This is a genomic window from Sinobaca sp. SA16-1, assembly GCF_059510515.1.
In genome coordinates this window covers 423,084-447,315 of record NZ_JCAKFL010000001.1, presented here as the reverse complement: position 1 = coordinate 447,315, position 24,232 = coordinate 423,084, and the positions used below count along the sequence as shown (strand labels likewise).

General features: G+C 44.5%; 19 protein-coding genes. 14 read left to right on the top strand and 5 right to left on the bottom strand.

Features of this window, described 5'->3' with window-relative positions:
* Positions 1–7: 7 nt before the first annotated feature.
* Complete coding sequence (locus AC5W2J_RS02105) at positions 8–265, bottom strand: hypothetical protein (RefSeq protein ID WP_496057827.1); 258 nt, start codon at positions 263–265, stop codon at positions 8–10.
* A gap of 283 nt (positions 266–548) precedes the next feature.
* On the opposite strand from AC5W2J_RS02105, the gene AC5W2J_RS02100 reads away from it, so the two are divergent.
* Positions 549–1,127, top strand: a complete 579-nt coding sequence (locus AC5W2J_RS02100; protein ID WP_496057826.1) for a hypothetical protein — start codon at positions 549–551, stop codon at positions 1,125–1,127.
* Here the strand turns inward: AC5W2J_RS02100 and AC5W2J_RS02095 are convergent.
* Positions 1,124–2,278, bottom strand: a complete 1,155-nt coding sequence (locus AC5W2J_RS02095) for an ABC transporter ATP-binding protein (protein ID WP_496057825.1) — start codon at positions 2,276–2,278, stop codon at positions 1,124–1,126. The genes AC5W2J_RS02100 and AC5W2J_RS02095 overlap by 4 nt on opposite strands.
* A 118-nt stretch (positions 2,279–2,396) precedes the next feature.
* A complete protein-coding gene (locus AC5W2J_RS02090) occupies positions 2,397–3,302 on the bottom strand; it encodes a helix-turn-helix domain-containing protein (RefSeq protein ID WP_496057824.1) in 906 nt (301 codons plus the stop codon).
* A gap of 176 nt (positions 3,303–3,478) precedes the next feature.
* On the opposite strand from AC5W2J_RS02090, the gene AC5W2J_RS02085 reads away from it, so the two are divergent.
* The 12 genes from AC5W2J_RS02085 to AC5W2J_RS02030 all read left to right on the top strand — a co-directional run bounded on the left by AC5W2J_RS02085 (position 3,479) and on the right by AC5W2J_RS02030 (position 20,204).
* On the top strand, positions 3,479–4,660 hold the full coding sequence (locus AC5W2J_RS02085; RefSeq protein ID WP_496057823.1) for a galactokinase: 1,182 nt from the start codon (positions 3,479–3,481) through the stop codon (positions 4,658–4,660).
* Complete coding sequence (galE, locus tag AC5W2J_RS02080; RefSeq protein WP_496057822.1) at positions 4,657–5,658, top strand: UDP-glucose 4-epimerase GalE; 1,002 nt, start codon at positions 4,657–4,659, stop codon at positions 5,656–5,658. The genes AC5W2J_RS02085 and galE overlap by 4 nt, the downstream gene beginning before the upstream one ends.
* Positions 5,655–7,142 carry a UDP-glucose--hexose-1-phosphate uridylyltransferase gene (locus AC5W2J_RS02075; protein WP_496057821.1) on the top strand — a complete coding sequence of 496 codons (1,488 nt, stop codon included), beginning with the start codon at positions 5,655–5,657 and terminating at the stop codon, positions 7,140–7,142. Before galE ends, AC5W2J_RS02075 begins: the two co-directional genes overlap by 4 nt.
* Before the next feature lie 29 nt (positions 7,143–7,171).
* Positions 7,172–8,173, top strand: coding sequence for a LacI family DNA-binding transcriptional regulator (locus AC5W2J_RS02070; protein ID WP_496057820.1), 1,002 nt, complete (start codon positions 7,172–7,174; stop codon positions 8,171–8,173).
* A 419-nt stretch (positions 8,174–8,592) separates the two neighbouring features.
* Positions 8,593–9,633, top strand: a complete 1,041-nt coding sequence (locus AC5W2J_RS02065; RefSeq protein ID WP_496057819.1) for a LacI family DNA-binding transcriptional regulator — start codon at positions 8,593–8,595, stop codon at positions 9,631–9,633.
* Positions 9,634–9,647: 14 nt separating this feature from the next.
* The gene (locus AC5W2J_RS02060; protein ID WP_496057818.1) at positions 9,648–10,982 is read left to right on the top strand and encodes an ABC transporter substrate-binding protein; all 1,335 of its coding nucleotides are present in this window, start codon (positions 9,648–9,650) and stop codon (positions 10,980–10,982) included.
* Positions 10,983–11,169: 187 nt separating this feature from the next.
* Entirely contained in the window at positions 11,170–12,009 is an 840-nt protein-coding gene (locus AC5W2J_RS02055) for a carbohydrate ABC transporter permease (protein ID WP_496058216.1), read from the top strand.
* Positions 12,009–12,836: a carbohydrate ABC transporter permease gene (locus AC5W2J_RS02050; RefSeq protein WP_496057817.1), complete on the top strand. Its 828-nt coding sequence runs from the start codon at positions 12,009–12,011 to the stop codon at positions 12,834–12,836. The genes AC5W2J_RS02055 and AC5W2J_RS02050 overlap by 1 nt, the downstream gene beginning before the upstream one ends.
* 25 nt (positions 12,837–12,861) lie before the next feature.
* Positions 12,862–15,069 carry an alpha-galactosidase gene (locus tag AC5W2J_RS02045; RefSeq protein ID WP_496057816.1) on the top strand — a complete coding sequence of 736 codons (2,208 nt, stop codon included), beginning with the start codon at positions 12,862–12,864 and terminating at the stop codon, positions 15,067–15,069.
* Between the two features lie 22 nt (positions 15,070–15,091).
* A complete protein-coding gene (locus AC5W2J_RS02040) occupies positions 15,092–16,393 on the top strand; it encodes an alpha-glucosidase/alpha-galactosidase (protein ID WP_496058215.1) in 1,302 nt (433 codons plus the stop codon).
* Positions 16,394–16,549: 156 nt separating this feature from the next.
* Positions 16,550–18,139 carry a solute:sodium symporter family transporter gene (locus tag AC5W2J_RS02035; RefSeq protein WP_496057815.1) on the top strand — a complete coding sequence of 530 codons (1,590 nt, stop codon included), beginning with the start codon at positions 16,550–16,552 and terminating at the stop codon, positions 18,137–18,139.
* A gap of 22 nt (positions 18,140–18,161) precedes the next feature.
* Positions 18,162–20,204, top strand: a complete 2,043-nt coding sequence (locus tag AC5W2J_RS02030) for a beta-galactosidase (protein ID WP_496057814.1) — start codon at positions 18,162–18,164, stop codon at positions 20,202–20,204.
* Between the two features lie 131 nt (positions 20,205–20,335).
* Here AC5W2J_RS02030 and AC5W2J_RS02025 read toward each other — a convergent pair whose 3' ends face one another.
* Positions 20,336–21,385 carry an alcohol dehydrogenase catalytic domain-containing protein gene (locus AC5W2J_RS02025; RefSeq protein ID WP_496057813.1) on the bottom strand — a complete coding sequence of 350 codons (1,050 nt, stop codon included), beginning with the start codon at positions 21,383–21,385 and terminating at the stop codon, positions 20,336–20,338.
* Positions 21,382–23,025, bottom strand: coding sequence for a glycerol-3-phosphate dehydrogenase/oxidase (locus AC5W2J_RS02020; protein WP_496057812.1), 1,644 nt, complete (start codon positions 23,023–23,025; stop codon positions 21,382–21,384). Before AC5W2J_RS02020 ends, AC5W2J_RS02025 begins: the two co-directional genes overlap by 4 nt.
* Before the next feature lie 216 nt (positions 23,026–23,241).
* On the opposite strand from AC5W2J_RS02020, the gene AC5W2J_RS02015 reads away from it, so the two are divergent.
* Complete coding sequence (locus AC5W2J_RS02015; protein ID WP_496057811.1) at positions 23,242–24,219, top strand: thiamine pyrophosphate-dependent dehydrogenase E1 component subunit alpha; 978 nt, start codon at positions 23,242–23,244, stop codon at positions 24,217–24,219.
* Positions 24,220–24,232 lie beyond the last annotated feature (13 nt).

Sequence of the window (24,232 nt, the reverse complement as noted above, 5' to 3'; positions counted from 1 at the left end):
GCTGTGATTAGGGCATCGTCAGCGCATTAGCAGCGGCAAGAAGAAAGCAGATGAAGAAAAAAAGGCTGATCTTCTTAAAAAAACGGGCTTCTTTATCCTGGCCGGCTTCTTTCATCCGGCTGGATCGAAATAAATAAGTCAGCGTGAAAAGCAGCGAAACAGAAACGGCAAGCGCCGTAAGGTCCTGTATGATCACAGCAATTAATGAAGCAGCTGCTGCGATGATCATGCCCAGCAGCCAAAGGGTTTCAAGTGATGGATTCATCGACTTTCCTCCTTTTTGAAAGTTTGTGTTTAGCATATCGGGATAGAGGGAATCTGTCTACTACGTGAATAGACTGGACAATTTCCTTTTCTTCGTGTATAATAAAAGATTCTCATATGCGAAGAAAAAATATATAATGTGAAAATATAAAGTTTTATAGATATTTGGCATTCAACCTAAGGTTTATGATAGAAACACCTTAATCACCTGGATCGGCTAAAGAGCCGTAAGAATGTAAGAGAAGGTAGGGCTTACATTGTTTAAGAAGTTTTACTGAACGATAATGGTGAATTTAACCGCGGCAGCACATTATATACAGCAAAGCAGTAATCAACAGCCTTACTGCTTGAGCAACTCTATTTTAAAATGGAAATTTTATTCTATTCGCAGCACAAAGGCGCCCCTACAGTGGATAACCACTCGGGGGCGCCTTTTCCAATGGAGCAAAGACAGGATATATAAATGTGCGGAAACGGCGCGTTTAATCAAGCCGTTTCCGCTTTTCATTGTCCAGCTGCAACGGCTGAACGCTTGGGGATTCTTCCCATTCCTCTTCGGAAGCAGGCTTCCTGCGAGAATGGTCCAGAACCCGGCGCGTTTAATCAAGCCGTTTCCGCTTTTTATTGTCCAGCTGCAACGGCTGAACGCTTGGGGATTCTTCCCATTCCTCTTCGGAAGCAGGCTTCCTGCGAGAATGGTCCAGAACCCGGCGCGTTTAATCAAGCCGTTTCCGCTTTTTATTGTCCAGCTGCAACGGCTGAACGCTTGGGGATTCTTCCCATTCCTCTTCGGAAGCAGGCTTCCTGCGAGAATGGTCCAGAACCCGGCGCGTTTAATCAAGCCGTTTCCGCTTTTATTTTAATAGTTAACGGATTCTTTTTCGGCTTCTGCGGCTGCCTGCAGAGCATCACGGTCTGTCAGGGACTGTTCGGATTCTTTGTCGAAAAAGTGTACTTTATTCATATCAATCGCGACTTTTAATCTGTCTCCAACGGATACATTGTCTCTGGAGTCGACGCGGGCGATAACTTCCTGGCCGCCCAGGTTGCTGTACAGGATCACGTCTGCTCCGTTCATTTCCGCTACTTCTACAGGAAGGTGGAACGTGGAATCCGGGAAGGAGTCCGTAAACAGAACTTCGGAATGAATGTCTTCCGGACGAATACCGAGTACAAGCTCTTTATCTATAAAGCCGCCCTGGCGGATTTTCTTCATGGTGCCTTCCGGAACCGTAAGAACCGTTTCGTCGATGTGGAATTTATTATCCACGAGCTTACCTTCAAGGAAGTTCATCGCAGGAGAGCCGATGAAGCCGGCAACAAACATATTCACCGGGTGATCGTACACGTGCTTTGGTGAACCGACCTGCTGGACAAAGCCGTCTTTCATAATAACGATACGGGTGGCCATCGTCATCGCTTCTGTCTGGTCGTGAGTTACATAAATGGTAGTGGACTGCAGGCGCTTATGAAGCTTGATGATTTCTGCTCTCATCTGTACCCGGAGCTTTGCATCGAGGTTGGAAAGCGGCTCATCCATCAAGAACACTTTCGGATCTCTTACAATGGCACGGCCCAGGGCAACACGCTGGCGCTGACCGCCTGATAACGCTTTTGGTTTTCTTTTTAAGTATTCCTGCAGCCCGAGAATGGATGCCGCGTTTTGAACGCGCTTATCGATTTCTTCTTTTTTGAATTTTTTAAGCTTCAGGCCGAATGCCATATTATCGTATACGCTCATGTGTGGATACAAGGCGTAGTTTTGGAATACCATCGCGATATCGCGGTCTTTCGGAGGCAGGTCGTTTACTTTTACGTCATCTATAACGAGGTCTCCCTCTGAAATGTCCTCAAGTCCGGCAATCATGCGGAGGGTAGTGGACTTTCCACAGCCGGAAGGACCGACAAATACAATAAATTCTTTATCCTCAATATTTAAATTAAAATCCGTTACGGCGTTTGAGTCGCCTCCGTCGTAGCTTTTATAGATATTTTTTAAGTCAATCGTAGCCATGTATATGTTCCCCTTTCGGTTATGTGTGATAGGTTTTATTGTAAGCGTTATCTTTTAGTAAATATACAGGCAACTTTCACAAAAATAAACATAAAGCCTTCGTCATTTTGACGAAGGCTCAACGGATAGCATCAGCGAACATGGTTTTGATAACGTAGTAATAGGCCGCTGCATTAGGGAAATAACGAACATCCACGCCGGTCATAGAAGTAAGTTTATCGATGCGGTACTGCAGCGTGTTGCGGTGAAGGTGCAGGGTCTTTGCAGTAAGACTTATGTTCATATTCGATAAGAAAAAATGATACAGCGTATAAATGGTTTCCGGATCGGCCTCCAACCGTGCAAATAAGTAAGTGGCTGCTATACGCTTGTAGGATTCAGACAATCCAGGAAAGACAAACATTAGATGTTCGGCCATTTTAAATCCCCGGTAGGAAGGAAAGAGGCGCTGATAGGCGGAAAATAAATGCGTTTCAAACTCGTACAGCTCGACCAGATTCTCCGTATAGTGGAGGTAGCGCCCTACATACAGCTTCATATCGGTAAGGAGGTCGCTTGTCATAATTTCTGCTAGTTCGACCGGGTGAAACCCGCTGTATTCAAACGGTTCCCGGCTCATAAGAATCACGAGGACCTGCCTGCTGCTGATTTCAAGGATAGTAAACGACTGCTGGAAATAGGAATCGACAATGATATGGATGTCCTGCCGGGACGATGCAATATCTTTTCCTTCTATATGTAGAAATTGAAAATAACTGAACGTTTCCAGATCTTTAGGGAGGCTGGTGCCGGCTCTTTTTAAATAAGATTCCCAGCTGTCTGCAGGAATATCCGGAGCTGCCGGTTCATCCGAAGCAAGAAAAAACTCCAGTATCTCAAGCTCCCGTCTTGTCAGGGAGCCGGGCTCTACCGCAACCCTGTCGCCGTCATCAAGCGTGAAAAATACATAGTCTCCTGCCTGCTCGTGGGGAATATCTGACGTGTGCTGAATGTTGGGAATGATAGATTTTAATTCTGCAAACATAATAGGACTCCTTTATATGTAATACCCTCAGTGTAGCGTATGCAGAAATAAAAGGAAAAGGGTGTCTTTGAAAAGGATGAAAGAAAAGACAAACTAAAATTTTAGTAAAATTTATTGAATTTTTACTAATGGTTCGCTATACTTAGCAAAAGAAGGTTCAAAAAGGAGCGATTACGATGAGTACAGACACTTTGGCAGTTTTTGAAAACTTATTCGGCCGCCGGGCGGAACGCAGTTTCTTTGCACCTGGACGAGTAAATGTTATTGGAGAACATACAGATTATAATGGAGGTTATGTGTTTCCTTGTGCCATTACCATTGGAACATATGTATACGCCGCTGCACGATCGGATGATACCTGTCGATTTTATTCAGGTAATTTTTTATCTGAAGGAATGATTACGTTTACATTAACAGATACTACCTATAAGAAGGAGCACAGCTGGGCTAACTATCCAAAAAGCATTATATCTATTCTGCAGAAGAATGGCTTTGGCCTTTCCCATGGGTATGATATTTATTTTATCGGCAATATACCAAATGGTGCCGGGTTATCATCTTCTGCTTCTATAGAACTCGCAGCCGCCCATTTATTTAATGAATGGGAAGAGTGGGGCCTTTCAATGAAACAGCTGGTACTCTACGCTCAGCAGGCGGAAAATGAGTATATTGGTGTGCAGAGCGGTATTATGGACCAATTTGCTATCGGGTTCGGTAAAAAAGGACACGCCATGCAGCTTGACTGCCAATCGCTGGAATATACGTATGCCCCGCTGCCGATCGATACACATACATTGCTTATTATGAATACAAATAAAGAAAGAACGCTTGCAGGTTCTGCTTATAATAAAAGGCGTAAAGAGTGTGAAGAAGCTCTTCGTATCCTGCAGAATCATATAAATATTCAAAGCCTGGGAGAAGTAACGTTAAACAAGTGGGAAGAACTGAAACAGACGATTGAAGAACCAACCTTGTTTAAACGGGCCGCGCATGTTATTTCAGAGAATGAACGGACAAAAAAAGCAGTAAGTGCCCTGCAGAATCAAGATTGGAAGTCTTTTGGAGAATTGCTGAATGCATCGCATGAGTCACTGAAAAATGATTATGAAGTAACCGGTGTAGAGCTGGATACGCTTGTGGAAGCAGCCTGGAAACAGCCTGGAGTAAATGGAGCCAGAATGACTGGAGCAGGATTTGGCGGATGCGCGATTGCTTTTGTAGAAAAAAAACATGTTGATGCGTTTATAAAAAATGTGGGAGATATGTATTTGGATAAAATCGGATACGACGCTTCTTTTTATCCGGCGGCTGCTGGAGATGGTGTCAAAGAGCTGAAAATGGAAGGGGTGCAGGGATGACAATTTTAGTTGCTGGAGGCGCCGGCTACATTGGCTCGCATGCCGTTCGTCAGCTGATAGACCGAGGGGAACGTGTTGTTGTACTTGATGCTTTGTTAACCGGTCATAAGGCGTCTATTCCGGAAAAAGCAGTTTTTTATGAAGGAGATCTTCGCAATCGTGAATTAGTTGAACGTGTGTTTACAGAAGAGGCCATTGACCACGTTATGATGTTTGCAGCTTTTTCGCTGGTAGGGGAATCGGTGGAAAAACCATTAGCTTACTACGATAACAATGTATACGGCACCCAAATACTGCTTGAAACAATGGCGGCCCACGGGGTCTCTTCTATTGTGTTCTCTTCCACTGCCGCTGTTTATGGCGAGCCGGCTCACATTCCGATAGAAGAAAGTGCAGACACGAGACCCGAAAGTCCTTATGGAGAAACAAAGCTGGCAATGGAAAAAATGATGAAATGGTGTGAAAAGGCGTATGGCATTCGATATGTGTCCCTGCGTTATTTTAATGTAGGCGGGGCCAGGGAGAACGGTGAAATTGGGGAGGATCACTATCCTGAAACGCATCTTATTCCCATCATTCTGCAGACAGCTTTAGGGCAGCGGGACCATATAACGATATTCGGTGAAGACTATCCAACCCCGGATGGTACATGTATTCGCGACTATGTTCATGTAGAGGATTTAATTGAAGCACATATTCTTGCTGTAGATTATCTAGACCGCGGCGAAAAGAGCGATGTGTTCAACCTCGGAAGCAGCGCTGGATTCAGTGTGAAACAGATGATAGAGGCAGCACGGGAAATAACCGGTTGTGCGATACCTGTTCGTACGGGTAAAAGAAGAGCGGGCGATCCGGCTCAACTGGTGGCTTCTTCAAGTAAAGCAAAAGACGTACTGGGGTGGAATCCGCAACGCACGACGATCGATAAAATTATCGAGGATGCATGGAACTGGCACCGTAATTCCCCCAATGGCTATCAGGAAAGGGTGGGAAAATGACTACGATAAACGAAGACGTTCATGCGTTGGTTCAAGCGGCAGTGAAAGCAGGCTTGATTGAAAATAGAGATGAACGCTATGCTCTTAACCAGGTTATGGACAAAATGCAGTTGTCCGCCGCTCCGGCACAAGAAAAAAAGACCGACGAGGCTGTCCCTGTATTGTTGAAGAAGCTGACTGAATATGCCGCATCTCAACACCTAATAGAAGACCTGTTGGATTTTCGTGAAAAATGGAAGGCAGATTTAATGAATATTTTTCTGCCAACCCCCTCCCAAATACAAAAAACATTTGAAGCTTTCTACGAAGAAGCTCCTGTAAAAGCAACGGATTATTTTTATCAGCTGAGCAAAGATTCCTATTATATTCCAATGGACCGTATTGAAAAAAACGTTCATTTTTTTCATGAAACGCTGTACGGCAAACTTGATATTACCATTAATCTCTCAAAACCTGAAAAGGATCCTAAAGATATTGAAGCTGAAAAACATGCCAAAGTGAAAAGTGCTTACCCGCAATGCCTGCTCTGCATGGAAAATGAAGGGTACGGCGGGCGCATAGGCCATCCGGCGCGGTCAAATCATCGATTAATAGAAATGTCTTTAGAAGGAGAAGCCTGGTATCTGCAGTATTCGCCTTATATATACTACAGTGAGCACTCGATACTATTAAGCGGTACGCATCGGGACATGGTTATAGGGCGTCCTGCTTTTCAAAGGTTGTTGGCTTTTGTAGAAAAATTCCCGCATTATTTTATGGGCTCCAATGCAGACCTTCCTATTGTAGGAGGATCGATTCTTTCCCATGATCACTACCAGGGTGGCCGATATTCTTTTGCTTTAGAAAGAGCAGAAAAAGATTTTTCTTTCAATCTGCCTGGATTTTCTGTAGAAGCCGAAACAGTAAAATGGCCAATGAGCGTGATTCGCCTGCGGTCAAGAAACATCGATTCTTTAGTGGAAGCATCTATGTATGTGCTGGAAACGTGGAAGACGTATAAAGACGAAACAAGAATGATCCTTCCCTTTACTGGAAATGTCCCGCATAATACAATTACACCAATTGCCAGGAAAAAGGACACAACGTATGAAATCGATTTAGTGCTCCGGAATAACAGGACAGATGACGTCCATCCGGATGGTATTTTTCACCCGCACCAGGATGTTCATCACATAAAAAAAGAAAACATCGGTCTGATCGAAGTAATGGGACTTGCGGTTCTTCCAAAACGTCTGATAGAAGAACTGGCTGAAATCAAACTGTTTATTCAGGGAGAAGTCAATACTGTTGCCGATAAGCACTTGAAATGGGCGGAAGAGTTAAAATGGCAGTACAAAGAAACGAACGAGCGGAACATAGAAGGTTATCTCCAAAACGCCGTTGGTGAAAAATTTCTTAAAGTGCTGCATGATGCCGGAGTATTTAAAAGAAATACTGATGGCCAGGAAGGGTTTCGCTCTTTCGTCCAGACAATGGACCGGTAGCTTTCAAGCACGGAAAGGATGACGCAGATATGACGACCATTAAGGACATCGCTGAAAAAGCAGGGGTGTCCATTGCTACTGTATCAAGAGTATTGAATTATGATGAAACTCTCTCTGTAGCAGAATCAACGAAAAAGCGGATTTTTCAGGCAGCTGAAGAGCTGAACTATAAGAAACACACCAAAAAGAAACCCCAGAACGGCTCGATTACTATTATTCACTGGTATACGGAAAAAGAAGAACTGGAGGACCTGTACTATATGTCCATCCGGCTCGGTATTGAAAATCGCTGCCAGGCCCTGCAGATAAACTACAATAAATACGTTTATGATGATTTTATTAAACAGGAGCATGACGGGATCAAGGCGATTGTTGCTGTTGGGAAGTTCAGTCCCGTTCAGGCGAAGAAGCTCGGAAGTTATACCGATGCTATCGTATTTGTAGATTCGAACCCTGCTGCGGAAACCCATGATGCCGTCATTGCCAATTTTAAAAAGGTTACCCGTAAAATCATGGACTACCTGACGGCGGGCGGGCACCGTAACATTGGCTACATAGGAGGTCGCGAAACGTACCGCCTTGAAGAACATCCCATTAAAGACCAACGTGAAACGACTTTTAAAAAGTACATGCAGGCTCATAATCTGTATGCCTCCACTATGTATACAGGTCGATTCAGCGTAGAGGATGGATACAATCTTACCAAACAGCTTCTTCAGGAGGTAGAACAAGAAAAACGTCCTACCGCATTGTTTTTGGCAAACGATACGATGGCGGTTGGCTGTATGCGTGCCCTGCATGAAGAAAATCAGCGCATTCCGGGTGACATTAGTCTTGTAAGTGTCAACGACATCAGTATTTCCAAATTTATGTATCCTCCGCTTTCTACAGTAAAGGTTTATACAGAATTAATGGGTGAGACAGCTGTAGATTTAGTTAACGAACGGCTTTCCGATCGCAGAGAAGTAAGCAAAACAGTGGAGGTAGCAACGGATTTAATTATCAGGGAAAGCAGCAGAAGTTTGAAATAGTTACCAGGAATAATGTAAGTGATCTAAAAAATTCAAAAATAAATCAGAAAAACAGCTTAGGCTTATGTCTAAGCTGTTTTTCTGATTGTCGAGAAACTGTTAAAAAAGAAGAGAAGAAAAATAAATAGGGGTTACTCCTGCAGAACAGCCATCCGTGAAGCTAAAGAGCTCTTTCTTTATATAGCATTGGAAGTAAACATTTACCTTTATAATCCTTTTTATTTACTTAGTTTTACTATTAAACTTAGTTAATTATACTTAATTTATATTCAAAAAACACTTATATAAAAGGGTTTATGCGGGGTTTCTATGTAGTAAATAAAATAAAATAAATTTTCTAAAAATATAGTTGTAAGCGTTTGCTTTATGTGATAACCTAGTAAAAACAAGTAAAAATTTACTAAAGAGGCGAGGGAGTTATGGCGACGATACGTGATATTGCAAAAAATGCTGAAGTATCCAGTTCTACGGTTTCAAGAGTCTTAAATAAAGACAGCACTCTCTCAGTAAGTGAAGAAACAAAGAGCAAAATTATTATGATTGCCGATGAATTAGGCTATCAAACAATGCGCAAGCGTAAGTATAAAGAGCAAAAAAATAAACAGACAGGAAAGATAGCCATCGTTTCATTTCAGACGCAGCTTGAAGAACAAAATGACCCTTACTTTCTTCCTATGCGCCAGGGAATTGAAGAAGAGCTCGCAGCAAGTGGATTTTATGACATTCAAACGATCAGGCTCCCGCAGGTTTTTACGGAAGCCTCTGTGGATAACATCGACGGATTTGTAGTAATGGGAAATATTCATATAGATGTGTTGAGAAAGCTCGGTGCCGAAAATAATAATATTGTTTATGTGAACTACAGTGGCAGCAGCCAGACGCAGGAATTTGATTTTGTGCATTTTGATTTTAACAAAGCAGCCCGGCAGGCACTCACACATTTAACATCGTTGGGACACAAGGATATTGGATTCATAGGGGGTGCTGAACATGAATACAGCCTTCTTGGAAGCAGGGAGTGCCGGGAACAAAGAAGAGAAGTGTACAAGAATTTCATGAAAGAAAAAGGACTGGCTGATTACATGCAAATATACTCAGGGTACTTCTCCATGGCAGAAGGCTACCGATTAATGAAAAAAATGATCAGCGAAAGCCGGATGCCGGAAGCGTTGTTTGCAGCAAGTGATTCAATGGCGATTGGAGCTGTACGGGCGCTGAGGGAAGCCTCTCTCCGTATTCCTGAAGATATAGCGGTTGTAAGTTTTAATGACGTAGAAACAGCCGCTTATATGACGCCGGCACTAACGACCATTAAGGTACACAAGAAAGAAATGGGAAAGCGGAGCGTCCAGCTTCTGCTCGAACGATTAAAAGGAAGAGAGATTCCATTAACAATCACATATCCAACGGAGTTAACTGTTCGTGAAAGCTGCGGACATCACATAAAAAAAGCTAAATAATCTGGGAGGGTTTTATGATGAAAAAGTGGATAATGCCAGTACCGTTTGTGACTGCAGCAGTTGTATTAGCCGGGTGCGGCGGAGGGTCAAGCAGTGGAGAAAATGGAGAACTTACGTTATTTTCCTCCATTACAAATGAATCAGAAAAGCAGGCCTTTGAAGAACTCGTCAGTGAATTTGAAGAAGAATCGGGAATTGCCGTAGATGTTAATCTGCCTGGTGCTGAATATGAAAGTATGCTTCGGGTACGAATGGCTTCCAATGATATGCCGGATTTATTTGACACACACGGGTGGTCCCAAACACGCTACGGCGACTATACAGAGGATTTGGCCGGCGAAGAATGGGCAGAGCGTCTGGATGAAACCATGGATGGGGTTTTGAAAGATGAAGATGGAAAATTGTATGCTTTCCCGCTTAACCAGGCGCTGGATGGTGTCAGCTACAACGCCACCTTATTAGAAGAGTATGGAATCGAGCCGCCTAATACGTTTGATGAGCTTATGGAAGCGATGCGCACGCTGAAAGAGGAAAGCGGCGGAGAGGTAACGCCAATGTTTATGGCTCAATCAGAGGCAGGCTCTATTGCCCAGTATTTTGATCAAATGGCAACTCCTCTATTAACAGTAGATGGAGAAGAAAATCAGGAAGAAGAATTAATGAATGGAACGTTTGACTGGTCAAACTATACGTTTCTTCCGGAGCAGTTAAAAGTAATGCAGGAAGAAGGACTGATGAATGAAGATGCAGTAACCGCCCGTGGAGGACAGGCTGTAGAGCTTATGGCACAAAACGAAATTGCCTTTATTTTTGCGGGAGGATCTTTTGGTGCGGATGTTACTGACTTAAACCCGGACGTCGAGGTGGGAGCTATCCCGGTACCGTCTATCCACGGTGAAGACGGACAGCGCTGGATCGGGGGAGAGCGTCATACTCTTGCGGTATGGAATGAATCGGAAGCCAAAGAAGAAGCGCTTCAGTTCCTTGATTTTATGGCCGAAGATGAAAATGCAGCGCGCATTGCAGAAGCTACCTCTATGCCATCGCCATTGGATGGAGTAGATGTAAATCACTACTACGAAGAATCGATGGAACCATATGCTGATGTGGAAGTGGAACCGTATTTTGACCGCGTATATCTTCCAAGCGGAATGTGGGACGTGATTGGAAATACGGGTGAAGAACTGCTTGCCGACTCCATGACACCCGAGCAGGTTTCAGCGCAAATGGAATCAGAGTATCAGCGTCTGCGTGAAGAAGTTGGTGTAGAAGAAGGAGAAAGTCTGGAAGAAGCAGAGGAAGAAGAATTAAGTGAAGAAGAAATCGAAGAACTAGAGCAGCAGGAATAACGAAAGAGACTAATTAACCAGAGCTCATTTATTGAGCTCTTCCTCTTTTCAGACAGCTTAGTTGTTGTATGAGCATAGAATGGGAGTGAAAAAAATGAACAAAGTAGAACCGCTTGATAAAAATTTGGCCGCTGCCAAAACTAAAAAACCGAAAGTGACAAACAAAAAAGAATCCTCCTTATGGATAATGTATCTCCCGGCTTTAGCATTTATTTTTATTTTTATTGTTTTTCCATTTATCAGCGGTCTGCGTATTTCATTTACAGACTGGGATGGTTTTTCCCAGACAATGAATTTTGTAGGACTGGATCAATATACCAGGATGTTTAGTGATCCCACTACCTGGCTTGTGGCCGGAAACACGTTATTGTACGGAGTTGGAAGTACATTCTTTCAAATGACGATTGGGTTATTATACGCCATGCTCTTGGTGCAGAGTATAAAAATGAAGGCGATTACGAGGACGATCGTATATCTGCCGGTAATTATCAGCCCCCTCATTATGGGGTACATCTGGTACTTTATGTTTGCCTACCAGGGTGGGGCCATTAACGACCTCGTTATGGCACTTGGTTTTGAACGAATGAATTTATTAAATAACCCTAACCTGAACCCATGGATCATTGTGTTCATTAATACGTATCAGTTTGTCGGTATTTCCATGATTATTTTCTTGGCAGGTCTGCAGAGTATATCCAAAGAATATTACGAAGCTGCGCGCATGGATGGCGCTTCTAAAATGGCACAGTTTAAAAACATTACTATTCCTCTCCTGATGCCTTCCATAACCATTAATGTGGTTCTTAATGTCATCGGCGGTCTGAAATTGTTTGATGTGATTATAGCATTGACAGGAGGCGGGCCGGGAAATGCTTCCCAGTCTATGTCGACCTTTATGTATACCCTGTATTTCGATAGGCAGGATGCCGGTTATGCAGCCACTCAAGGGGTTCTGATGGTCGTATTAATTCTTGTTATTACGGTCACTGCGGTTATTTACTTAAGACGTAAGGAGGTAGAAGCGTAATGAGAACCATCAGCAGAAAACAAAGATTGATTCTCAACACACTGGCCGGATTAATCTCACTCCTTCACATTATTCCATTTTATATTCTAATCACTACAGCATTTAAAGCGCCGGGAGATTTCAGTTCTATGTGGGCACTTCCGGAACAAATAAGCTTTGAAAACTTCGTAACAGCCTGGGAAAGAGCAGATTTGGGTCTTGCTTTGTTTAACTCAGCTACTATTACATTTTTTGCTGCTGTTCTGCTTATTGTATGCGGATCATTGGCAGCTTACCCTCTGGCACGCAGGCAGACAAAGTTAAATAAGTTTGTTTACATTTTCTTTATCGCGATTATGATCATACCCCCGCTTACCGTTCTCGTTCCGCTCTACCAGATGGTAGTCGACTGGGGACTGATGAATACAAGGTCGGTAGCGGTATTTAACAATGTTGCGGCATTTTTATCGATGACCATCTTTTTATATGCCGGTTTTATTCGTGCCACTATTCCAAAAGAATTAGAGGAAGCAGCAAAAATTGACGGAGCAGGCACCTTGACCATCTTCTTTAAAATTGTGTTTCCATTGCTGAAGCCTATTACAGCAACGGTGTTAATCATTTCCTGCGTATACATTTGGAACGATTTTCAATTTGCGATCTTCTTCTTGCAGGATTCAAGCGTACAGACATTAACGGTTGCGTTAAATAGCTTTTTCGGAGAGAATACCTCCAATTTGAGTCTCGTGGCAGCCGCTTCGTTAATCGCACTACTGCCCATGACGATTCTATTTCTAGTACTGCAGCGGTTCTTCATTGAAGGATTGTCACAGGGTTCCATTAAATAATATTGTTTACTGTGGGGGATTACTTATGCCAATTCATTATGCTCCGTCGACACAAACGTTTCATTTACATTCCAAACAAGTCAGCTATATATTTAGAGTGCTTCAAAATAGACAGCTGGGACATCTGTATTATGGAAAAAAACTGACTCATCGTGAAGACTACTCTCATTTACACCGGATAGAAGCAAGATCCAACACAGCTGCTGTGTATGAAGGGAATCTTGATTTTTCTCTGGAAACGATCAGGCAGGAGTTTCCTTCTTATGGCACATCTGATTTTAGAGAGCCGGCTTTCCATATCGAACAGCCGGACGGCAGCCGGGTCACCCAATTTGAATTCGCGGATTATACTATTTCCCGTGGGAAGCCAAAGCTGGAGGGACTGCCGGCAGTTTATACAGAAAGTGACGAAGAAGCATCTACATTAATTGTGAGGTTGCATGATGACAGGCTTAATATGGATATACATTTGGTTTATACCATTTTTGAAGAAACAGGTGTTATTACCAGGAGTAGTGCTTTTACCAATCGCGGAAAAAACACGGTGAAACTTTCTAAAGGAATGAGCCTGAGTGTGGACATGGCGGATTGTGATTACGAAATGGTTCATTTATCCGGAGCGTGGGCCCGGGAGCGGCACGTAAAAACGAGGCAGCTTGAAGAAGGTATTCAGCAGATTGGGAGCACCAGAGGGATAAGCAGCGCCCAGCATAATCCTTTTTTTGCGCTGAAGCGTCCTCATACTACCGAGCATACGGGAGAGGTATTTGGCTTCAGCCTGGTATACAGCGGGAATTTTAAAGCTCAGGTAGAAGTCGATCACTTTGGAACAAGCCGTGCGATGATTGGTCTGAATGATTTTGATTTTTCCTGGCAGCTGCAAGAGGGAGAGACTTTTCAGGCGCCGGAAGCAGTAATGGTTTATTCCAGTTCAGGGATGAACGGGTTGAGCCATAAGTTCCATGATTTATTTGCGAAACGTTTAGTACGTGGGAAATGGCGTGATAAAGAGCGGCCGGTGCTCATTAACAATTGGGAAGGCACTTACTTTAACTTTACAGAGGATAAAATTGTAGAAATGGCGGAGCAGGCCAAAGAGTGTGGCATTGAGCTGTTTGTGCTCGATGATGGCTGGTTTGGAAAGCGGGATGATGATACGACTTCTTTAGGTGACTGGTTCGCGGATACGCGGAAACTTCCTAATGGAGTGAAAGGCCTGGCTGATAAAGTAGCGGCCGCAGGAATGGATTTTGGGCTTTGGTTTGAGCCGGAAATGATCTCCAGGGAAAGCGAACTGTATAAAGAACATCCGGATTGGATGCTGCAGGCTGAAGGTCGACGTGCTTCTCATGGAAGAAATCAATTTGTGCTCGATTTTTCCAGAAAAGAAGTAGTAGACCATATGTACAATCAAATAGCTGCTGTGCTGCAAGACGCTCCGATAAGCTATATAAAATGGGATATGAACCGTCCGCTGACTGAAATAATGTCCGCAGGGTATCCGGCTGAAAGGCAGCAGGAAATTGCCCACCGCTATGTGCTGGGTGTTTACGATCTTTACGAACGCCTCATTTCAGAATTCCCGGATGTATTATTTGAATCCTGCGCCAGCGGAGGCTGTCGTTTTGATCCCGGCATGCTTTACTATGCTCCGCAGACATGGACAAGTGATAACACAGATGCAGTAGAACGTCTGAAAATCCAGTATGGTACTTCATTTTTATACCCGATTAAAACAATGGGGGCACACGTCTCTGATGTGCCCAACCACCAGGTGCATCGGGTAACCAGTCTGGAGACAAGAGCTCATGTGTCCTTTTTCGGGAATTTCGGCTACGAGCTTGATATTACGAAAGAAAAAGATCTAAGTGTGTTGAAAGATCAAGTGAGCTTTTACAAGAAACATCGGACAGTTCTGCAGGAAGGCCGTTTTTATCGATTAGAAAGTCCTTTCGAAGGAGATGGCAATGTCACCAGCTGGATGGTAGTAGACCAAAATCAGCAGCAGGCAGTAGCTGCCAGGTACCAGGTGCTGGAGAAGCCGAATCCCGGTTTGCCGCGTTTCTACTTTAAAGGCCTTTTGGAAGATGTACTCTATCAAGTAGAGGGCAGCGGTGAATCATTTTATGGATCGGAGCTCATGCACGCGGGGCTTCCTCTGCAGCATAAATATACATGGAAGAAACAGGGAGACTATCAAACCACATTGCTTGTGCTGAATGCAGTCAAGTAATGAAGAAAGAGATGTGGATAGAATGGCTAAATTAACTTTTGTCGGAGCAGGAAGTACAGTTTTTGTGAAAAATATACTGGGAGATTGTATGCTTACCCCGGCTTTAAAAGGGATGGAATTTGCCTTATATGATATTGATGAAAGAAGACTGGACGAATCTTATCAGCTTCTGCAGCATTTAAAAAAGCAGCTTAGAGCCGACGTGCAGATTCATAAATACATGAATCGGAAAGAAGCTTTAAAAGGGTCTTCTTATGTCATTAATGCTATTCAGGTCGGTGGTTATAAGCCATCTACGGTTGTTGACTTTGAAGTTCCTAAGAAATACGGACTACAGCAGACGATTGGAGATACCATAGGAGTAGGCGGTTTATTTCGGACTCTCCGTACAGCACCGGCTATGCTGGATATTGCAGCAGATATAGAAGAAGTATGTCCGGATGCCTGGTTATTGAATTACACAAATCCAATGGCAGCGCTGACAGGAATCATTGCAAAAGAAACGAATGTACAAACAGTGGGCCTGTGTCACAGCGTTCAGGTGTGTGTCCCTGAATTATTCGATCATTTGAATATATCCCAAAAAGATGTAAAAGCTACCATTGCAGGAATTAATCATATGGCCTGGCTTCTTGAAATATCAAGAAACGGAGAAGATCTTTATCCAGAAATAAAAAAGCGGGCGGCCGAAAAGCAAAAAAGCAGACATGAAGACATGGTCCGCTTTGAATTAATGGATAAATTCGGCTATTATGTTACAGAATCCTCAGAGCATAACGCAGAATACCATCCTTATTTTATTAAATCAGCTTATCCGGAATTAATTGACAGGTTTAATATTCCGCTGGACGAGTATCCAAGGCGCTGCGAAACACAGATTTCAGAATGGGAAGCAAGAAGAGACAGTATTATTCATGATGAGACGATGACCCATGAACGTTCAAGAGAGTATGCTTCTCACATCATCGAAGCAATGGAAACGGATCAACCAACACGTATTGCCGGGAACGTATTAAACAGCGGCGGACTGATCAGTAACCTTCCTTCTGACGCAGTAGTGGAAGTTCCCTGTCTCGTAGATCGTAATGGAGTTACTCCTACTCATGCCGGCAGGCTGCCTGAGCAGCTTGCAGCTTTAAATCGAACAAACATTAACACCCAGCTGTTAACGATGGAAGCTAATAGAACCAGAAAAAAAGAGTATGTTTATCAGGCAGCTATGCTTGATCCCCATACTTCAGCAGAATTATCTTTAGATGATATTGTTTCGCTTTGTGATGATTTATTTGAAGCGCACGGAGAGTCGCTTCCGCAGTATAAATAATTAATAGAGAAAAAGCCTGGACTTGTGTCGTCCAGGCTTTTTTATGGAGTTTTTTGAAAAAAATATTGTAAACGGTTACTTGGTGTGGTATCTTAATTATTAAGTAAAATTTTACTAAAATATTTATGCGGTACATATTAGAAAGAAGGAATAGAGATGGGTGCATTAACAATTTTATCCTTTTTATTTTTCACTTTACTTGTAGCATTAATATCTTACGTAAAAACAAGGAAAGAAGACCTCGAAACTTCCGATGGTTATTTTTTGGGAGGGAGAAGCTTAACGGCATGGGTGATAGGCGGCTCGTTAATGCTGACCAACTTATCCACGGAACAGTTAATCGGTTTAAACGCCGAAGGTTATGAGTTTAATATGTCCTCGATGGGATGGGAAGTTGGCTCGGCTGTTGCTTTAGTTATTGTAGCTTTTTACTTTCTGCCTAAGTACTTAAAAGGTGGGATTACAACAATTCCTGATTTTTTAGAGGAGCGATTTGATAGCGCTACCAAGCAGTTTGTTACGATACTTTTTCTTTTTGGATTTATATTTAACCTGCTTCCGCCTATTCTTTATTCCGGAGCTGTTGCATTGAGTACAATGTTTAATGTGCCTGACATGCTTGGGGTCAGTTCAACTACGGCATTATGGATAACAGTGTGGGTAGTTGGAACAGTAGGTTCGTTATATGCCATATTCGGCGGATTAAAGGCCGTAGCAGTATCCGATACTATAAATGGAATCGGCTTAATCTTAGGAGGGTTGTTAATTCCGCTGCTCGGATTAATGACATTAGGCGATGGTTCTCCGGTCGCCGGATTTAGAAGTGTTATGGACAATACCCCTGAGAAGTTGAATGCTGTTGGAGGGGAAAGTGATCCGGTTCCATTTGGAACAATGTTTACCGGGATGATTTTAGTAAATTTATACTACTGGGGAATGTCTCAGCATATTATGCAGCGGGCAATTGCGGCGAAGAACTTAAAAGAAGGCCAGAAAGGTCTTCTGATTGCAGCATTTTTAAAACTTGCCGGCCCGATTTTTCTAATTTTACCGGGTATTATTGCTTACAATATGTTTGGCGCGAATATGACTTCGATGGAAGCGTACCCAGCACTTGTTAATGAGGTCCTGCCTTTGCCTCTTGTTGGATTTTTCGCAGCGGTTCTATTCGGAGCGATCTTATCTTCATTTAACTCTGTTTTAAATTCGACGGTTACTTTAATTGTACTAAATATTTATAAGCCGTATTTTAAGCCCAATGCTCCAGACTCTAAGCTCATTAGAGACGGGAAGGTTATCGGCACTTTTTTAGCGATATTCGCAATGAGCGTAGCGCCTTTGATTGCACTGGTGCCGCAGGGATTTTTTCAGTATCTTCAAATGGTAAACGGTTTCTATAATGTGCCGATATTTACTGTTATATTAATCGGTTATTTAACAAAGCGGGTTCCGGCAATAGCAGCCAAAATATCTTTAGTATTGTTTATCAGTGTTTATGCGAGCACTCAGCTTTTTTGGGATACAGGTCTTCATTTTCTTCACATTCTTGCGATAATGTTTGTCGTTTGTACGGTATTGATGCTTGTTATCGGCAAAATAAAGCCTAGAGAAACAGCATATAAGCTAGAAGACAAAAAAGTAGTTGATATGACACCGTGGAGACTAGTATATCCGGTTGGCTTTGCAGCAGTGGTAGCAATGCTTATTGTATTTCTTATTTTCTCAGAAGCAGGAATTGCTGCTTAAATAATGATAAAGGGGTAAAATCATGACAAAAACACGATCCTATTTTCCACATTTACTGCACGGAGCGGACTATAATCCGGAACAGTGGCTGCACCGCCCGGATATACTTGAAGAAGATGTACGGTTAATGAAGCTGGCAAAATGTAATGTAATGTCCGTGGGAATATTTTCATGGGTTTCGCTGGAGCCGGAAGAAGATCACTACACATTCGAATGGATGCAGAACGTGTTGGACCGTCTGCATGAAAATGGTATCAGCGTATTTTTAGCGACACCGAGCGGCTCCAGACCCGCATGGATGGCAGAGAAATATCCTGAAGTACTGCGGACGAATGCCGATCGCACGAAAAACCTGCACGGGCTTCGTCATAACCATTGTTTAACTTCGCCGGTTTATCGAAAAAAAGTGAGGCAGATGGCTGATCAGCTGGCCGCGGCATTTGGAGAGCACCCTGCTGTGATAGGCTGGCATATATCCAACGAATACGGAGGGGACTGCCACTGCTCTACCTGTCAGACGGCATTCCGTCGTTGGTTGAAAACGAAATATAAAACACTGGAAGCGTTGAACAGTGCTTGGTGGACAACGTTCTGGAGCCACACATATACAAGCTGGGAGCAGATTGAATCCCCCTCTCCTCTGGGCGAGTCGCTGGTACACGGGCTTACTTTGGACTGGAAGCGGTATACGACCGATCAGACCGTGAATTTTTACCAGTGGGAAGCAGCCCCTTTAAAAGAAAAACGCCCTGATCTTCCAGCTACGACAAATTTTATGGAAGAGTATGAAGGATTGGATTATTGGAAGTTTAAAGATGTGGTGGATATCGTTTCCTGGGATGCTTATCCAACCTGGCACGATAATAAAGAAGAGGCGGTGCAGGCATCCAGGACGGCTTTCCTGCATGATATTAAACGAAGCATCAAAGGCGGGCAGCCGTTTTTACTCATGGAAAGCACACCAAGTAACACAAACTGGCAGCCGTTAAGCACGCTGAAAAAACCGGGAATGCACCATTTGTCCTCTCTGCAGGCAGTTGCCCACGGCTCCGACTCTGTCCAGTATTTTCAATGGAGAAAGAGCCAGGGGTCGAGTGAAAAATTTCATGGGGCTGTGGTGGATCATGTGGGACATGAAAATACGAGAGTGTTCAAAGAAGTCGTTCAGGTAGGAGAATCGCTGGAAAGACTTCAGGAAATTACAGGAGCTGAAAGTCACCCAAAGACGGCACTTGTGTATGATTGGGAAAACAGATGGGCAATTAACGAAGCGCAGGGGCCGAGAAATATTGGACCAGGCTATGAAGATACGGTTCAGGAATTTTACCGGCCTCTATGGGATATGGGGATCGCTGTTGATGTAATCGATTCGGAACAACGTCTGGATCAATACGACCTGGTTGTTATACCGATGCTCTATATGATAAAGCCAGGGACAGCAGAGAGAATGGAAGCCTTTGTAAAAAGAGGAGGAACCCTTGTCACGACGTACTGGTCAGGAATCGTAGATGAAAATGATCTCGTGTGGCTGGGGGGCCTTCCGGGTCCGCTGCGAAATGTTTTAGGTATTTGGTCTGAAGAAATTGACTCTCTTCATGACGGCCAGACGAATCAATTAACGTTTACTGCCGGAAGTATGAGCAGTCAATCTTATCAACTTAAAGAGCTGTGTGATTTGATTCATCTGGAATCAGCCCGTTCGCTTGCTTCCTATGATGAAGATTTCTATCAAGGGCGACCTGCTGTAACGGTCAATACTTTTGGAAAAGGAAAGGCGTATTATATCGCAGCCCGGACGGAAGAGGCCTTCTATACTGATTTTCTAAAGCAGGTAGTAGAGGAGGCAGGTATTGAAAAGAATATACAGACAGATCTTCCCCGCGGAGTGACGGTGCAGCGAAGAGTAAAGGGTGAACGCTCCTACCTGTTTTTATTAAATTTTACAAAAGAAGAAAAAGTATTTTCCCTGCATGATAAAAAAGGATGGGATTTAATTCATCAGGAATCCGTGCAGGGTATGTGTTCACTTGAACCTTATGGAGTTCGGGTAGTAAGAGAAGAATAAATGAAGAAGATAAACGAACAGCCTCGTATCTCTAGAAGGGAGACGAGGCTGTTTTTTGTTGTAGGGACATTAATTTCTATTCAAAAGAGAAGGCGGATGAACACGTGAAGATAACCAGGCCTGCCTCTTTGTTACCGCTCTTCATGCGGTACAATAACACATTTCAGCCCATCTTTTCCAAGCGCAGTCTGAAATCCAGCTTTGGTTTCAGAAAGAGGAAATGTGTGGGTGACAAACTTGTCAAAAGGAAGCCGGCGTTCGTTGATCCACTGAACCGCTTCGAAATGACAGGCCCGGGAGGCTCCGTGGGTTCCGCATACATTCAGCTCTTTATACAAAATCAGGTTGGTATTCAGCCCGCCCGATGCTCCTTTCGGAAGACCGGCAAAGAACAGCACATTGCCAAGCGTTTTCGCAATCGTGAGCGCTTCCTGCTGCACCGCAGGGGAAGGGGCCGTCACGATGACGGTATCACAGCCATAGCCGCCGGTTTCTGCATTAATTCGCTGCTCTACATCCTCAGCAGCTGGATCGAGGCAGAGGTCCGCGCCGAGATCCAGCGCGAACCGGCGTCTCGGGGCAGAGCGCTGGACCGCAATAACTTTTTCGGCTCCCATCTTTTTCAACGCCGCAATAAACATACAGCCGATGGCGCCGGCGCCGTAAACGACGACGGTCTGTCCGGCGGCAGCTTTCACTTTTTTCAGTCCGCTTAACACACAGGCGAACGGTTCGGACAAGCTGGCTTCTACGAAAGAAATGCCTGGGGCTGTCCTCTGGATCGATCCCCGCTCCACGAAAGCTCTCGGCAGAAGCATATACTCTGCAAACCCTCCGTCTATCTGGTAACCAATCGATTCCCCAAGCCGGCAGTGATGCCCTAAATCCTGAAGGCAGTACAGGCACGTTCCGCAGGGGATGTGGGCACCGAGTGTTACGGTATCTCCTTTTTTCCAGAGAGCTGCTTCGCTGCCGGTTTCTATAATTTCCCCGGCTATTTCATGGCCGGTGATACGCGGAAAGCTTACTCGTTTGTCCCCATTTTTATAAATCCGCAGATCTGATCCGCAGATTCCGACGGCACCGACTTTTAACAATACTTCATGCGGGCCGGGCCGGGGGATCTCTGTCTGTCTGTCTGTTAACGTTTCTTTGTCCGTTAAGTATACGGCATTCATCATATCCGGCTGTCCTCCTTTTTGAACTGAAGCGACTCCCGCATAAAGCGGCGTACCGTCTCGATTTCTGTCGAAGTTCTTGCCGGCTCCCAATGAAAATACCTGGCAAATACCGAAGCGGCGTCTTCCAGCGAGGAAGCTGCTTTATCAGGATCAAACAGCACGAGGCTCGTGCGGCGCTCAAAGAAATCCATAAGCGTACATGCTGATTCATGTTCAATCGTATAAGCGGCTTCCCCTTTGATCAAATGGCCATCTGCTTCCTGAATCGATTGAAGGACTTTTTCGGCGTTTCGACCGTAGCGGTAGAAGTATTCTTCCACTGTCCGGGGGGGAAGGTCTGCTGCGGCATGAGAGGATTTCAGCTCCTGCAGGCACGATTCAAAATGAAAGTCACTGCCGAAAGCGCCGCCGGTTAATGGAATATCTGCTGTGCGGGAAGACGACGCCAGCAAATTTCCCTTTTTGCAGATAAATTCAAGCACCCGTTCCGCCATTTTTCGGTATCCGGTTAGTTTGCCGCCGGCAATCGTGACAAGGCCGGAATCGGAATAAAAAATATCGTCATGACGGGATAGTTCCGCCGGCGGCATCCCTTTTTCCCCGATAAGAGGACGGACGCCCGCCCAGCTTGAAATAATATCGTCCACGGATAAAGAAAGGGAAGGAAAGGCAGTATGCAGACAGGACAGCAGATAGTCCACTTCCACCCGCTCCACTAGAATGTGTTCGATGTCCTCTTCATATAAAGATTCCGTGGAGCCGACGTAAGTGCAGCCGTCTCTTGGAATGACGGCAATCATTCGGCCTTTATGCTGAAAATAAATCGACTCTGCCACAGGAAGCCGGTCGTGGGGAAAAACAATATGAATGCCTTTGGCCAGCACCATATGTTTTCCTGTAACGGGCGCATCTTTGATTCTTACTTTATCAACCCAGGGGCCGGCAGCATTCACAATAAAATCCGCATAAATGGTATAAGAGCAGCCGGTTTCCATATCTACAGCTTTTACACCGAGCGCTTTTCCTGTTTCATCTTTTATGAGTTCTTCCATTGAAACGTAGTTAGCGGCAAGGGCTCCGTGCTCTGCAGCTGTTTTGACGACTTCCAGCGTCAGGCGGCTGTCATCTGTACGGTATTCCACATAATGGCCGCTTCCTTTCACTAATTTAGGGTTAAGGAGCGGTTCTGTTTTGAGTGTCTTTCGGCGCGGCAGCACCTCATGGCGTTCATCGTCAGATACGCCTGCCAGCTGGTCATAGACGGTAAGGCCGAGCTTCAGGGTAGGCAGCGTGAAAGACTCATTTTTAAGCAGCGGAAACAGCATCCGGATCGGGCGCACGAGATGCCTGGCGTTGCGGTACACAATATCCCGCTCCCTCCCGGTTTCTTTAATAACAGCAAAATCAAGCTGCTGCAGGTATTTTAATCCGCCGTGAATCAGCTTGCCTGACTTGCTGCTCGTTCCGGAAGCAAAGTCTTTTTTTTCGATCAGTCCGGTGCGCAGGCCCCGGGAAGCCGCGTCCAGTGCAATTCCGCTTCCTGTAATTCCTCCTCCGATAATTAAAATATTCAACGGCTTTTCAGCCATGTGCTCCAATAGGGACTGCCGGCTGAGAGCAGAAAAATCAGATGGTGTCATAACGTCCTCCTTTTACAATTGTTCTACCACTATTCATATGAAAGAAAGTTTACGCTAATAATATAGCGCTTTCATTTCAACGTCAACAATATTTATTTTTAAAAGTAACTTATTAGACAATTGAAATAAGTTTTTGTTGACAAAAAGAGAAAATCTCCTTACGATGTTTACAAACGTAACAATATAGAACAATTGTAATAAAGGAGATGGGTTCAGATGACGGATTGGGCAGCGCAGCAACCGGAAGAGGTATTAAAAGACTGGCTCAGGCAGATGCATCTTATTCGTTTTTTTGATGAAAAAGTAGATGAGTTTTTTGCCAAGGGAATGATTCACGGGACCACTCATCTATGCGTCGGACAGGAAGCGTCAGCGGTAGGGGCCTGTGCTCCGCTGCAGGAAGACGACATGATTACAAGCACGCACCGCGGCCACGGCCACTGCATTGCGAAAGGCGCAGAGCCGGACCGGATGATGGCCGAGCTGTTTGGACGGGTAACCGGCTACTGCAAAGGCAAGGGCGGATCGATGCACATTGCTGATGTGGAGAAAGGAAATCTCGGGGCAAACGGCATTGTCGGCGGAGGTATCCCGCTTGCAGTGGGTGCTGCACTGACGTCGCAGATGAAAAAACAGGGCAAGGTAGCCGTATGTTTCTTCGGGGACGGAGCGACAAATGAAGGAAGCTTTCATGAATCGTTGAATCTTGCTTCCATCTGGAAGCTGCCGGTCGTGTTTGTCTGCGAAAATAATCAGTACGGTATGTCCGGCCCGGTAAAGGACATGGTCAATATTGAAGACATTGCCGAACGCGGCGCATCCTACGGCATTCCCGGAAAAGTAGTGGACGGCAACAACCTGCTCGAAATGGCGAATGTGATGGAAGAAGCCGTCACCCAGGCGAGATCGGGAAGCGGTCCGGTACTGATTGAAGCGAAAACTTACCGCTGGAAAGGCCACTCCAAGAGTGATGCCAAAAAATACCGCACACGGGAAGAAGAAAAAGACTGGCGTACCAATAAAGATCCAATCAAACGCTTTGAAGAATGGCTTCTGGAAGAAGGCAGGCTGACGAAAGAAGAAGCAGATTCGATCAGGCAGTCCGCGCTGGAGGAGATCAACCGGGCAGTTGAATTTGCAGAAAACAGCGAAGAGCCATCCATGGATACGATTCTGGAAGATGTCTACGCTTAATTATAAGGAGGGT